The organism is Streptomyces sp. NPDC051320, assembly GCF_040682175.1.
Classification (GTDB): domain Bacteria; phylum Actinomycetota; class Actinomycetes; order Streptomycetales; family Streptomycetaceae; genus Streptomyces.
In genome coordinates this window covers 190,788-204,449 of sequence record NZ_JBFBAL010000006.1, presented here as the reverse complement: position 1 = coordinate 204,449, position 13,662 = coordinate 190,788, and the positions used below count along the sequence as shown (strand labels likewise).

The 13,662-nt window shown below is 68.4% G+C and carries 10 protein-coding genes and 3 pseudogenes; 6 read left to right on the top strand and 7 right to left on the bottom strand.

All coding sequences use genetic code 11. The features are described from left to right. Positions 1-57: 57 nt before the first annotated feature. From AB0M87_RS15700 to AB0M87_RS15685, 4 genes are all read right to left on the bottom strand, one after another. Positions 58-261 (bottom strand): cold-shock protein, encoded by a 204-nt coding sequence (locus AB0M87_RS15700; RefSeq protein ID WP_030072012.1) that lies wholly within the window; start codon positions 259-261, stop codon positions 58-60. A 303-nt stretch (positions 262-564) separates the two neighbouring features. Then, a complete protein-coding gene (locus AB0M87_RS15695; protein WP_365853013.1) occupies positions 565-1,029 on the bottom strand; it encodes a MarR family transcriptional regulator in 465 nt (154 codons plus the stop codon). A 202-nt stretch (positions 1,030-1,231) separates the two neighbouring features. Then, on the bottom strand, positions 1,232-2,101 hold the full coding sequence (locus tag AB0M87_RS15690) for a D-alanyl-D-alanine carboxypeptidase (RefSeq protein WP_365853011.1): 870 nt from the start codon (positions 2,099-2,101) through the stop codon (positions 1,232-1,234). A 189-nt stretch (positions 2,102-2,290) separates the two neighbouring features. Then, the gene (locus tag AB0M87_RS15685) at positions 2,291-3,364 is read right to left on the bottom strand and encodes an ATP-dependent DNA ligase (RefSeq protein ID WP_365853009.1); all 1,074 of its coding nucleotides are present in this window, start codon (positions 3,362-3,364) and stop codon (positions 2,291-2,293) included. 74 nt (positions 3,365-3,438) lie between these two features. On the opposite strand from AB0M87_RS15685, the gene ligD reads away from it, so the two are divergent. Next, complete coding sequence (gene ligD / locus AB0M87_RS15680; protein ID WP_365853007.1) at positions 3,439-4,464, top strand: non-homologous end-joining DNA ligase; 1,026 nt, start codon at positions 3,439-3,441, stop codon at positions 4,462-4,464. 4 nt (positions 4,465-4,468) lie between these two features. Here the strand turns inward: ligD and AB0M87_RS15675 are convergent, their stop codons facing one another. Then, the gene (locus AB0M87_RS15675; protein ID WP_365853005.1) at positions 4,469-5,833 is read right to left on the bottom strand and encodes an NAD(P)/FAD-dependent oxidoreductase; all 1,365 of its coding nucleotides are present in this window, start codon (positions 5,831-5,833) and stop codon (positions 4,469-4,471) included. A 451-nt stretch (positions 5,834-6,284) separates the two neighbouring features. Here AB0M87_RS15675 and AB0M87_RS15670 point away from each other — a divergent pair, with 451 nt between their 5' ends. Next, entirely contained in the window at positions 6,285-7,775 is a 1,491-nt protein-coding gene (locus tag AB0M87_RS15670; RefSeq protein WP_365853003.1) for a UDP-N-acetylmuramoyl-L-alanyl-D-glutamate--2,6-diaminopimelate ligase, read from the top strand. 26 nt (positions 7,776-7,801) lie between these two features. Here the strand turns inward: AB0M87_RS15670 and AB0M87_RS15665 are convergent. Continuing rightward, positions 7,802-7,921, bottom strand: a pseudogene (locus AB0M87_RS15665) (SDR family oxidoreductase); the annotation flags it as partial. A 166-nt stretch (positions 7,922-8,087) separates the two neighbouring features. Between AB0M87_RS15665 and AB0M87_RS15660 the strand changes: the two are divergent. Continuing rightward, a pseudogene (locus tag AB0M87_RS15660) lies at positions 8,088-9,766 on the top strand (IS200/IS605 family accessory protein TnpB-related protein). Positions 9,767-9,800: 34 nt separating this feature from the next. Here AB0M87_RS15660 and AB0M87_RS15655 read toward each other — a convergent pair. After that, positions 9,801-10,462 (bottom strand): annotated as a pseudogene (locus AB0M87_RS15655) (SDR family oxidoreductase); the annotation flags it as partial. Between the two features lie 160 nt (positions 10,463-10,622). Here AB0M87_RS15655 and AB0M87_RS15650 point away from each other — a divergent pair. The 3 genes from AB0M87_RS15650 (at position 10,623) to AB0M87_RS15640 (ending at position 13,624) form a co-directional block, all read left to right on the top strand. Next, positions 10,623-11,441 (top strand): methyltransferase domain-containing protein, encoded by an 819-nt coding sequence (locus AB0M87_RS15650; protein ID WP_365853001.1) that lies wholly within the window; start codon positions 10,623-10,625, stop codon positions 11,439-11,441. A 78-nt stretch (positions 11,442-11,519) separates the two neighbouring features. Next, positions 11,520-12,797, top strand: coding sequence for a VWA domain-containing protein (locus AB0M87_RS15645; RefSeq protein WP_365852999.1), 1,278 nt, complete (start codon positions 11,520-11,522; stop codon positions 12,795-12,797). Then, positions 12,797-13,624, top strand: coding sequence for a hypothetical protein (locus tag AB0M87_RS15640; protein ID WP_365852997.1), 828 nt, complete (start codon positions 12,797-12,799; stop codon positions 13,622-13,624). Before AB0M87_RS15645 ends, AB0M87_RS15640 begins: the two co-directional genes overlap by 1 nt. Positions 13,625-13,662: the final 38 nt, after the last annotated feature.

The window sequence follows — 13,662 nt, the reverse complement described above, 5'->3', positions numbered from 1 at the left end:
AATACAACGAGCTGGGGCCCGCACCCCAAGGTGCGGGCCCCAGCTGCGTGTCGCGCGTCAGGCGGGGACGATGTTCTCCGCCTGCGGGCCCTTCTGGCCCTGCGTGACGTCGAAGGTCACCTTCTGGCCTTCCTGGAGCTCGCGGAAGCCCTGGGCGGCGATGTTCGAGTAGTGGGCGAAGACGTCAGCGCCGCCACCCTCCTGCTCGATGAAGCCGAATCCCTTTTCCGCGTTGAACCACTTCACGGTGCCAGTTGCCATGTCAAACACTCCTTCAGGGCGAAATGCCCGGAGGATCGCACTGTGCGAGCCTCGCGTCACTGAGATGATTGGCCCATCCGGAATGCTCCGGAAATACAAAAGTGCGCTCATCGGCGCAGAAAGCCGACGAGAGCACTTGAAGTCTTTGGGAACCACAACTGCAACTGGTGACGACACTAGCACGCTGAGGGCCGGTCGGCACGGCAGGCATTCCCGCCGCGGGGCGTCGTGTACCGGACCTTCCGTCTCCCCGGCTCTATTTCTGCACCCGGAGAAATAGAAATTCAGCTGTGCGGGCGCGGGTCAGCAGCCGGCCGCAGGCCGCGTTGCTTCGACGGCCCGTACCAGCGGGGCGAGTTCCGGATTCGTGGCCGCCTCGTCCAGTGCGGCGCGCAGGGCGGCATTGTGCGTGGGGCGGGCCTCCTCCAGGAGTTCCAGACCCGCCTCGGTGACGTCGGTGTAAATGCCGCGCCGGTCGGTGGGGCAGAGGTACCGGGACAACAGCCCCCGGTCCTCGAGCCGGGTGACGAGACGGGTCGTCGCCGACTGGCTGAGCACCACGGCATCGGCGACCTGCTTCATCTGGAGGTGGCCGCCCTCGTCGTTGTGCTGCCGGCTGAGCACGTCCAGCAGCGAGTACTCACGGACACTCAGCCCGTGTTGCGCCTGCAGGCGGCGTTCGATATGCGTCTCGATCCTGCCGTGCAGCAAGGAGAGCGCGCACCAACCCTGCGCGAGGGCGGTCAGCGCCGGATCGGTTGCGGTCATCAGTGCCTCCTGCGGCAAGAGCTCTGCGGGGCGGGCCGGGAAGCCGAGAGCCGCTGTGTAGTGCGTACAGCACTATACCGCGTGTGAGATAGAGAGCGCCTGCAAGTGTCGGGCTCGTCGAGGTGGCCCCCCGGGCGAGAAGGGCTTCGGCCCTGCCCACGACCGGGCGGTCATGGGCAGGGCCGAAGAGTGTCGCCGGCGGCTACTTCTTGAATGCGTAGTCCATCAGCTTCTTCGCGTCCGCGGTGCGGTTGGCCACCGTGGAGGAGGCGAGAACCGTGCCGATGACCGTCTTGCCGCCCCGGGTGGCGGCGAAGACCAGGCAGTACTTGGCCTCAGGACCGGAGCCGGTCTTGACGCCGATGGTGCCCGAGTAGCTGCCCAGCAGGGTGTTGGTGTTGGTCCACGACATGTAGCGGTAGCCACCGCTCTTCGTGGTGACCTTCTGTTTGGTCGACTTCGTCTTCACGACCGTACGGAACGTGGAGTACTTCATCGAGTTGCTCGCCAGCTTCGTCAGGTCCCGCGGCGTCGAATAGTTCGCGCCGCTGCCGATGCCGTCGAACGAGTCGAAGTGCGTGTTCTTCAAGCCGAGGCTCTTGGCGGTGGTGTTCATCTTGCCGATGAACGACTTCACCCGTGCGGCCCGGGTGGAGCCACTGCCGAACTTGTCGGCCAGTGCGTACGCCGCGTCGCAACCGGAGGGGAGCATCAGGCCGTAGAGAAGCTGACGGACGGTGACTTTGTCCCCGACGATCAGATGGGCCGACGATGCGTTCTTGGAGACGATGTAGTCGCTGTACGCCTTCTGGACGGTGACCTTGGAGTCCAGATTGAGGTTCTTCTGCGCGAGCACCACCCTGATCGTCATGATCTTGGTGGTGGAGCCGGTGGAACGACGGGTGTCCGCGGCCTTGGTGAAGAGGGTCTTCCCCGTACCGTTGTTCATCACGAAGCCGCCCTTGGCGACGATCGTGGGCGTCTTGAGCGTGGCGGCCTGGGCCGGGGCGGCGAATGCCCCGGCGGCCAGGACGGCCCCCCCGGTGATGACGACCGTGGATACGCGACGCATGCCTTTGATGCCGGTGATCAAGTCGAATACTCCAAATGCCCCGATTGTGCGGCCACGTGGACGTGGCGCTTCCCCATGAGACGCACGAAACAGGCTGATGGATGTACGGCATTGCGATATTTTTTCCGTCGGTCGCCGGCCGCCGCATGTCCGGCGTCAGCGGTCACTGCCGCCGACGGTGGTGGTCCGTCAGGAGGCGCCGCCGGAGAGGATGTCCAGCAGGGCGTACCGGGCCGGCTCCTCCAACTGGGCGTAGGTGCAGCTTTCCGGGGCCCGGTCGGGGCGCCACCGGCGCCACTGGGTGGTGTGCCGGAACCGTGCGCCGTTCTCGAGATGGTCGTACGCGACCTCGAGCACCCGTTCCGGACGTACCGGCACCCACGACAGATCCTTCTTGCCGCTCCAACGGCTCGGTGCCCCCGGCAGCCGTGCCCCTTCGTGGGCGGCCTCCTCCGCCCAGGCGGCCCAGGGATGGTCGGCCACGGAATCCATCCGCAGCGGTTCCAGCTCCTCGATCAGTTCCTTCCGGCGGCTTATCGAGAAGGCCGCACAGACGCCGACGTGCTGAAGCACACCTCCGGCGTCATACAGACCGAGCAGCAGCGACCCGACGACCGGGCCGCTCTTGTGGAAGCGGTAGCCCGCGACCACCACATCCGCGGTCCGCTCGTGCTTGATCTTGTACATCGACCGTTCGTTCGGCCGGTACGGAAGATCGAGCGGTTTGGCGACCACCCCGTCGAGACCGGCGCCCTCGAAGGCGTGGAACCACTCCTCGGCCAACGCGGCATCCGTGGTGGCGGGCGCGACGAACACCGGTGTCCGGGCAGTCTCCAGCGCCGCCACGAGACGTGCCCGCCGGTCGGCCTGGCCGGCCGTCAGCAGGGATTCGTCCCCCACAGCCAGCAGATCGAACGCCACGAAGGAGGCCGGGGTCTGCTCGGCCAGCAGCTTCACCCGGGACTGCGCGGGATGAATCCGCTCGGTGAGCGCGTCGAAGTCGAGCCGTCCCTCGCGAGCGATCACGATCTCGCCGTCCAGCACGCAGCGCTGCGGCAGGTTCTTCCGCAGCGCGTCGACCAGCTCGGGGAAGTACCTGGTCAGCGGCTTTCCTGTCCGGCTGCCCAGCTCCACCTCCGGACCGTCCCGGAAGATGATCGCCCGGAAGCCGTCCCATTTCCCCTCGTACTGCATGCCGGGAGGGATGCTCTTGACGGACTTGGCGAGCATCGGCTTCACGGGCGGCATCACCGGTAGTTCCATGGCTTGATTCTGCTGCCGTGCGGCGCCGCGCGCCCGATATGCGAACCGGGTGCGCTGCGCCTACCGTGACGCGCATGGGCGCAGCAGTGGAACTCGAAGTGGGGGAGCGGACCGTACGTCTGTCCAGCCCCGACAAGATCTACTTTCCGGAACGGGGCTTCACGAAGCTCGATCTCGCCCAGTACTACATCGCTGTCGGCGAGGGCATCATCCGTGCGCTTCGGGACCGCCCCACCGCCCTCGAGCGCTATCCGGAGGGCCTGGCGGGCGAATCCTTCTTCCAGAAGCGCGCCCCGAAGAACCACCCGGAGTGGATCCCCACCAGCACCATCAGCTTCCCCAGCGGGCGTACCGCGGACGAGTTCTGTCCCACCGAGCCGGCCGCGGTGGTGTGGGCCGCGCAGTTCGCCACCTTCACCTTCCACCCCTGGCCGGTACGCCGTCACGACCTGGACCATCCCGACGAGCTGCGTATCGACCTGGATCCACAGCCGGGCACGGACTTCTCCGACGCGCGGCGTGCAGCCCAGGAACTCCGCTCGGTGCTGAGCGAGTTCGGCGGGCTGCGCGGCTGGCCCAAGACATCGGGCGGACGCGGGCTGCATGTCTTCGTACCGATCGAGCCTCGGTGGACGTTCACCGAGGTGCGCCGCGCGGCCATCGCCTGTGGTCGCGAGCTGGAGCGGCGCATGCCGGGACGGGTGACCACGGCCTGGTGGAAGGAGGAGCGGGGCGAGCGCATCTTCGTCGACTACAACCAGACGGCGCGAGACCGTACGATCGCCTCCGCCTACTCGGTCCGTGCCCACCCCCGTGCACAGGTCTCGGCGCCGCTGCGCTGGGAGGAACTGGACACCGCGGCACCCGCCGACTTCGACATCGCCTCCATGCCCGTGCGCTATGCCGAACTGGGTGATGTCCACGCCGACATGGACGACCATGCCTTCCATCTGGACGCCCTCATCGAACTCGCCGACCACCAGGAGCGGGACGGCGGCCTCGGTGACCTCCCGTACCCGCCCGAGTATCCGAAGATGCCGGGCGAGCCCACCCGGGTACAGCCGAGCCGTGCCAGGCACAAGCCGGAACCCGGGGCGTGAGCCGTCAGTTGTCTCCCGCTGCCGTGGAAGCGGTGTGCTCGCGCACCTGCTCGGGAGTCAGATAGGCGTCCGTGTACTCGAAGTCCCGCAGGGTCGCGGGCCGCTGCGCCTGGAACCCGGTGCGTACGAAATCGTCGCCGGCGATGGCATTGATCATCCAGTTGGTCATCACCCGGGTCTTCGCGACGTTCGTCCGCAACGCCCCCAAGTGGTAGCCACGCGCCACGGCCTGCGCGGAGGCCCCGCGCAGTTCGATGCCGAGCGGCTTCGAAACGGCGTCCCTGCCACCGAGATCCACCACCAGGCCCAGGTCCCTGTGCACATACGGCTGCAGCGGCCGGTGGCGCAGCGAGGCAATGATGTTGTCGGCGATCTTCCGACCCTGACGCATCGAGTGCTGCGCGGTCGGCGGGCACACGGCGCCGTCCCCCTTGGCGAGGTCGGGGACCGCTGCGGCGTCACCGAGCGCGAAGACACCGTCGCTGCCGGGCAGCGTCATCTCGGGTGTGACGGCGAGGCGGCCGCGCACCGTCTCGGCGTTGAGCGTGGCGATCAGCGGGCTCGCGGCCACGCCCGCCGTCCAGATCAGCGTGCGGCACGGCAGCACCCGGCCGTCGGTGAACGTCACCTTGTCGGGCCCCGCCTCGGCGATCGACACTCCGAGCGACACCTCGATGCCGCGCGCCCGCAGGATGTTCAGTGCGCTCGTCCCGAGTTTGTCCCCCAGTTCGGGCATCAGCTTCGGGGCGATGTCGATCAGGTGCCACTTGATCAGCTTCGGATCGATGTGCGGGTAGTGCTTCACCGCATTGCACGTCAGTCGTTGCAGACAGGCGGCGGTCTCGGTGCCCGCGTATCCGCCGCCGACCACGACGAACTGCAGCCGGGAAATCCGCTCGTTCGGGTCCTGGCTCGCGTCGGCGAGGTCCAGTTGCTCGATCACGTGGTCGCGGATGTACGCGGCCTCGGCAAGCGTCTTCACCCCGATCGCGTGGTCGACGAGGCCGGGAATGTCGAAGGTCCGGGTGACGCTGCCGGGCGACAGCACGATGTAGTCGTACCGCTCATTGACGATCTCACCGGTGATCTTCCGGACGACGCAGACCTTCGCCTTCGTATCCACTCCGATCGCGCCGCCGGGGATGATCCTGGTGCGGTGCTTCTGGCTCCGGCGCAGCGATACCGCGACCGACTGCGGAGTGAGCACACCGGACGCGACCTGGGGCAGCAACGGCAGGTAGAGCTGGAAGGAGAACGGCGAGACCAGCGAGATCTCCGCCTCTCCCACGGAAAGCTTCCGCTCGAGGCGGCGTACGCACTCCACTCCGGCGAAGCCGGCGCCCACTACGAGGATCCTGGGTCGTCCCACGGTGTTAGTCCCTTCTCGGGTCTGCACGGTCGTCTCCACCCGCCTGCCCACTAACCGCTGCATGCCACAGACCATCTTCCCGGGCCGGTCGCGAGTTCGCCTGCTGAGTGCGGCGGCCGAGCCGGCCGTGATCGCGGACGGGGCGGAATCAGGGCCTGTTCTCCGGACGTACACTGCGCCTATGAGCGATACGGATGTGATGAGGGCGCGCCTGCGACAGGCCCCTCCCATGTCCCGCCATGCTGCGCCATGGGCGCACTGCGGCGCGCTGCACGGTCACGGCTAGCCGGATCTCCGCCGACCACCGACCGGATTCTCTGCCGCCACTCAGGCTCCCCCCTTCGCTGCCGTTCCGCAGCACCCGCACACCTGCGCAGCCATTCCGCCTGCCGGCGGCTCCGCTTCCGGCGTCGCCGCAGGGCCGAGCCGCCGCATCCCCGAGAGGACCCCTATGAAGTTGAGCGAGTTGCTGGCCGGATACGACCACGAGGTGCTGATCGGTGACCCGGGAACGAGGATCACCACGGGGGCCTGCTTCGACGTCCACCGTGTCTCGCCGGGTTCGCTCTTCATCTCGGTACCCGGCCACCGGGAGGGAGGCCCCGAAGCTGTCAGCTCCGCATTGGCACGCGGAGCGGTGGCCGTACTCGTCGACAGGGCGGCACCCGACATCCTCACCTCGGTGCGGGTCTCGGCCGGCGACGTGTGCGTCGTACGGGTGGCGGACGCCAGGACAGCGGCCGCTGTGGTCGCCTCTCGCTACTACGGTGAGCCCGGCCGGGAGATGGACATGGTGGCTGTCAACGGAACCAACGGCAAGACATCGGTCTCCTACATGGTGGAGTCCGTGCTGAGGCTGGCCGAAGGTGTCCGGGCCGGAGTCATCGGGACGGCGGGCAGCCGCATCGGCGATGAGCTGATCCCCATGCCGCGTTCGGTACTGACGACGCCGGAGTCACCGGACTTCCAATACCTGCTGGGGCACATGCGCGACCAGGAGGTGAGCACCGTGGTCCTCGAAGCCACCTCGATGGGGCTGCTGCAGCACCGGGTGGATCACGCATTCATCGACGTAGGCGTCTTCACCAATCTCACCCAGGATCATCTGCATGACCACGGCACCATGGAGCATTACCGTGATGCCAAACTACGGCTGTTCCAGGGGTTGTGCCGGCATGCCGTGGTCAATGCGGACGATCCTGTCGGAGCCGGCATTTCGGCGATGATGCCTGGGGCTGTCAGTACGTACGCGCTGGATACGGACGCCGACTACCGGGCCACTGACCTGGACATGGACGCTTTCGGAACTCGATTCACCCTTCACCATGCCGGACGCAAGTATCCCGCTGCTCTCCCCGTGCCCGGCCGATTCTCGGTTTCCAATGCGCTCGCCACGGTGGCGGCCTGCCACACGCTCGGTCACGGCCTGACAGGCCTCGTCGCCGCACTGGACCGGATGCCTCCTGTCCCCGGGCGCCTCGAACGCTTCGTGACGCCCGGGGGCGCCGCGGTAATCGTGGACTATGCGCACTCGCCCGATTCGCTGGAGAAAGTACTCTCCGCCATCCGGGACTTTACCGAAGGGCGGGTCATTACCGTCTTCGGCTGCGGAGGGGACCGCGACGTCACCAAGCGAGTCCGGATGGGCGAGATCGCCGGGTCCCACTCCGACCTCTCCGTGCTCACCTCGGACAATCCTCGGAACGAGGACCCCGAGGCGATCATGGACCAGATCACGCCGGGGCTCGTGGCCGTCGGCGCCCGGTTCGAGCGGCTCGCCGACCGGCGCCGGGCGATTGCCTTCGCGCTGTCCGACGCGGGGCCCGGCGATATCGTTCTGGTCGCGGGGAAGGGAAGCGAGCCATACCAGATCGTCGGTGAACGTCTCATCCCGTTCAGCGACATGGGCACGGTTCGCGAACTCGCCGCCGTTCAGCGGTAGGTCAAGATGCGCGGCGGCGGGATCGGCTAGGCGAAACCGCCGTTGCTCATGAGCAGCTGTCCGTTGACCCACTGCCCTTGTGGCGAGCACAGAAAGTCCACCAGGTGGCCGGTGTCCTGCGGCGTGCCCAGACGTCCGAGTGGGGTTGGGAACTGTTGCCGGTTGGGTGTTCAGGAGTGTGTGTGAGGGCGTAGGAGTGCTTCCTTGGTCGTGGTGGGGGAGTGCTGTAGGCGGGAGCGCCGGGTCAGTGTCAGTGGGGGCCGGTAGGTTCGGCGTGTTGGTCCCGGGTGGTGATCGGGAGGGAGGCGAGCGGTGGGGCGGGATACGGAACGGCACCTGCGGGTGATCGATGCGCCGTTCGTTGCCGCCAGGCCGTCGGGGGTTGCGGTACGTGATCGGCTCAAGGGCCTCACACCGGTGGATGAGGAGGTGTTGCGGCTGGTCGGCGCGCACCTGGGGCGTCTGGCGTCGGGTGATCTGGCGGTGCGGTGCGCGGACGGCACCGGTCATGACGCGAACCGGTGGGCGGTTCGTAAGCAGGGCCTGACCGCAGTGTCGTCGTCGCGGTGGGCGGGCAGCATCACGAAGGCCACCCATGATCAGTGGGCTCTGTCCCGCCGCTGCCAGCTCGCCCATATCCAGTCCCTCGAGGCCGGTGTGCGCACGCTGATGCACCGACTGTCCCTGCCGGTCGGTGAGCGCGGTACGAAGCGTGCTCCGGGCGGTTACCGGTCGAAGTCGTAGTGGTTCCAGAAGTCGCGTCGCCTGCACACCCTTCAGCACCGTCTTGATGTTGACCGCGCCGACTGGGCGAAGGGAATTGTGCATGTGGTGCGGGGCGGGCGGCGCCTGCTCAACACCCGCCACCACCTTCCAGCGGCACAGCTCACCGAAGACCAGTGGCGGCGACGGTGGGAAGCCGAGCGGTGGTTCCTCCAGGCGGACGGGGAGTCGGGCAAGCGTTTCGGCAACGAGACGATCCGTGTCACCCCGGACGGTGAGATCAGCATCAAGCTGCCCGCCGTACTGGCGCACCGTGCGAACGCCCCACGCGGCCGGTACGTCCGGCATGCAAGATTGCCTGCGCGCATCGGGGCGCCGAGTGGGCCGACCGTATCGCGGTCAACCGGGCTGTCGCCTACCGCATCCACCGGGACGTGGAACGCGGGCGCTGGTATGTGACCGCGTCGTGGCAGCGTCCCGTCGTCCAGACGGTCCCGCTCGATGCCGCCCGCGCCCACGGCATGGTCGGTGTCGATACCAACGCCGACCATTTCGCCGCTTACCGCCTCGACCGGCACGGCAACCCGGTCGGCCACCCCCAGCTGTTCTTCTACGACCTGACCGGCACCGCCCCGCCCCGGGATGCGCAGATCCGGCACGCCATCACCCGTCTCCTGCGCTGGGCGAAAGAATGCGGCGTGGCGGCTATCGCGATCGAGGATCTGGACTTCACCGCGGAGAAGACCCGTGAGAAGCACGGCCGCAAGAAGCGGTTTAGGCAGCTGATCACCGGTATCCCGACCGGCAGGCTCAAAGCCCGGCTGGTCTCCATGGCCGCCGAGATGGACGTGTCGATCGTGGCCGTCGACCCGGCCTACACCTCGATGTGGGGCAGCCAGCACTGGCGCACGCCACTGGCCACCCCACATCGCACCATGTCCCGACACGATGCTGCCGGCATTGCGATCGGGCGACGCGCGCTCGGGCATCCGATCCGGATGGGGGTACCTCCCAGGCCGTTAAGGCACTGGGGGAGGACGGCACCGCCCCCGCACGACCGGAGTGATCGTGCGGGGCATCGGACCGTCCAGGCCGGGCCGGAGACCCGAGGGCGTGAGGGAACCCGCCCACCCGTCACGGAGCGTGCACACGATGCACGTGCCCGAGCGGGAAACACCGGAACGCGGGCAACCAGTCGGATATCCAAAACCGTTCGGGATATCCGCAGTGACCACGTATGGGTACAAGACTCACTCCCGGTCACTTAATTGGAACGGTCTGAGCCACGCAGAGCGACCGCCCTTGTTCGGACAGCCACCCGGTGTCCACCGGGCCGGGATTGATGACGTTGGCCGTGACGCCGAGGTGAGCGAGTTCGCGGGCGGCGGCCAAGGTGATCCGGTCCAGGGCGCCCTTGCTGGCGCCGTATGGAAGGTTGCCCACGGTGTGGTCGCTGGTGAGAGCGATGATCCGGCCGCTTCCATGGGCGCCGTTGAAGCGTCGTCCGTATTCACGGATCAGCAGCCAGGTGGCGCGTGCGTTGACCGCGAAATGCCGGTCGAAACTCTCCACCGTGGTGTCGAGCAGCCCGGAGTCGACCGACTCGCAGTGGCACATCACCAGGGCGGTGACACCGGCCAGCCGGCGTTCGAGTCATTGAAGATCCGAGCCGGGGCGTCGGTGTCGGCGAGATCCGCCTCGATCGCCGCGCCGGTGGCCCCCTGCTCGGCCAGCGCATCGGTCATGGCATCGGTGGCTCCGCATTCGACGCCCCAGTCCATCCGCCGGTCGTAGGGATTCCAGTAGGTGAAGGCGATGTCCCAGCCCGATCCGGCCAGTCGGCGAACGATGCCTGCGCCGATGCCGACGGTGCGGCCCACGCCGGTCACCAGGGCGACCGGGCGACCGCTGGCCGGGAGCCCGTGGTCGCCGTCAGGCTGATGCGTGCCGCTGCTTGTGGTCACGGAGAGGATCGTCGCGGCCCGCGGCCGGTCCGGCAACGGATTTTCGACGCAGGGCGACGATTCGGGGCGCTTGTGTGCCCACTGCAGCTATCCGGTCACCCGGCCGCCACGCACTCCCGGTCACCACCCCCCTGGCCCGATCGGCCCTACAGTGGTCGGCATGGGGGATTCCGGGCCGACCTCGCCCTTCCACGCGGACAACATGAACGCTTCGCACGCCGACCGGCTGGTCGGCGCGCTGGACGCCCAGGCGTCCGCCGCAGGCGTGCGGCGGCTGCGGGACTGGGCGCATCGCGGGATCGATGCCCGGCCAGGGGAACGTGCGCTGGACATCGGGGCCGGAACCGGTTCGGAGACCCGGGTGCTCGCCGCCGCCGTGACATCGAGCGGCGACGCGGTCGGTGTGGAACCCAACCCCGCGCTGCGGGCGCTCGCCATGCAGCGGGCGGCGGCTGCGGGCAGCACGGCCCGCTTTGTCGACGGCGACGCGGTCGCGCTTCCGGTCGATGACGCGGACGCCGATGTGGTCTGGTGCGAGCGGGTGTTCCAGCATCTCAGCGAGCCGGACCGAGCGGCGGCGGAGATCGCCCGGGTGCTGCGGCCGGGCGGGCGGGTCGCGCTGCTCGACAGTGACTGGGCCACCACGATCCTCCACCCCGGCGAGCCGGACGTGGTGAGCGCCCTGACGGCTGGTGCGCTCTGGGCGGCAGCCAATCCGCACGCCGGGCGAAAACTGGTGGGGCAACTGGCTGCCGCCGGACTCGAGACCCAGGACATCGGCTCCCAGGCACTCATCCAGGACCCCGGGAAGGTCAACTGGCCGCTCGTCCGGATGCTCGGTGAGCAGGCTCTGCGCCGGGAACTGATCACCGAGCGGCAGCGGGACCGGCTGTATGCGGACCTCACCGCGGCAGCCGGGCGCGGCGCGCTGCACATGTCGGTGACCATGTTCGGCGTGATCGCCCGCCGACCCCGCTGAGCCCGGCCGGTGCCGACCTGAACTCCCCTTCGTCGCAGTCGTTTTGGAGTTGGGCCGGGTTGTCCGTACGATCCGGTGATGATCATGAGAAAACGGCCGGCGGCCGGGGCGTTTCTGCTCCTGGCGGCCCTGGCCGTCGGAACCTTTCCCGCCGGCGCGGCAGCCGACGAACCATCCGCGAAACCGTCGCCCGAGGTGGAGCTGGTGCTCGATGTGAGCGGTTCGATGCGAACCCGGGACATCGACGGCGGTTCGCGGATGACCGCGGCGAAACAGGCGTTCAACGAAGTGCTCGACGCGGTCCCCGATCAGGTGCGGTTGGGCATACGCACGCTGGGTGCCGACTATCCGGGTAACGACCGGAAGACCGGGTGCAAGGACACCAGGCAGCTGTACCCCGTCGGTAATCTCGACCGGACGGACGCCAAGACCGCTGTGGCCACGCTGGCACCCACCGGCTGGACGCCGATCGGCCCCGCGCTGCAGGCGGCGGCTCGCGACCTCAGCGGCGGCGAAGCGACACGCCGTATCGTGCTCATCTCCGACGGCGAGGACACCTGCGCTCCGCTGGACCCTTGCGAGGTGGCCCGCGAGATAGCCGCCAAGGGTCTTCACCTGGTGGTCGACACCCTGGGTCTCGTGCCGGACACCAAGACCCGTGAGCAGCTCGCCTGTATCGCTGATGCCACCGGTGGCACGTACACCTCGGTGCGGCATACCGACGAACTCTCCGGACGCGTCACCCAACTGGTGGACCGGGCGGCCGCCCGGGTCGCCACTCCGGTGGCGACGAAAGGCGCTCAGAGCTGCTCACGGGCCCCGCGGTTGAAGCCCGGACTGTACAGCGACCGGGAGAAGTTCGCGGAGCACCGCTGGTACCGGGTGGACGTCATGCCCGGCCAGGAACTGCGGGTTTCGGCCAGTGTCGCCGCCGACCGGGCGGTCGACCCGGACTACGGCGTACTGCTCCGGGCCGTCACCGTGCACGGGCGGGAAATCGTCCGCGGCCAGGAGGCGGGCACCGGCCGTACCGACGCCATCTCGGCCGGTCTGCGCTACCCCAAACCGCCGCGTGACCCGGGTGACGCGGACGACGCGCAGAGCACAGCAGAAACGGTGTGCCTCCAGCTCAGCAACTCGTTCTCCGCCCCTCCGTCGGTCAAGACCACTCCGGGGCTCCCGGTGGAACTCACCGTCGCACTCGTGGACGCTCCCGACGACGCCTCCGACGTAGCCGCATTCGGGCTCGGCCGCGGTTGGTGGCTGCTCGGCGTCCTGACGGGCACCGGCCTGCTCGCGGGCCTGCTGTGGGGCTGGATCTCCCGCTGGCACCGCAATCTCCGGAGGACCAACTGATGCGCTTCACTCGCCTGCTGCCGCACGCCTTGCTGACCGGCCTGGCCCTCTTCGCCGCGATGGGGACAGCGACGGCCGACACGCCGTCGCCGTCCGCTTTCCCGGAAGGCGATGCCGGTACTCCGACCGACGCGGGTACCGACTTCCGTACGGCGACGGCCCTCGAACCGGGGCAGCGCGCCACGGCGAATGCCTCCACCGGCGACTACCTCTACTGGGTCTTTCCTGCCGACGCCGGCCAGAACGCGACGGTCCGCACCACGGTGAATCTGCCCTCCGCCGGCTCCCGGCACGGCGCGTCCACCTGGCAGATCGACGTCTACGACGGCCTGCGCCGTCGCCAGGCCTGCAGATACGGCAATCAGAGCAGGGTCGCCGCGCCGGACGCTGCGTCGGTCACGATGACCTGCCATCTGCGTACGGTCCGCTCCTGGGCGGAGCCGTGGGCCAACGACCCGTTGCCCGGCAGCTATTACATCCGCCTGACCGTCCTGGACCTGCCGCAGCAGGACCTTGGGCTACCGGTAAAAGCCGAGGTCGAGGCCACCACGGAGGACAGCGGTGGTTCCCACGATGTCGACGGCAGGCTGGCTGCGCCGCTGACTCCCGGAGCGGCCATGGGCGATGCGGCACAGGACGCGGATTCCACCGACGGGCAGCCCGCGACAGCCGCCTTGGAGCCGACGGACGGCTGGGCGTCCGGCTGGTGGTCGGACCGTTGGATCTGGACCGTGGCCGGGGGAGCCCTGGGGGCGCTTGCGGGTGTGGCCGGATATGCGCTGGCCCGTGGCCACAACCGCACCACCCGGCGGATGCCGTCCACCTGAGACCCCGTCGGCCCCGCCCGCCCCGTCGCGTGTACAGC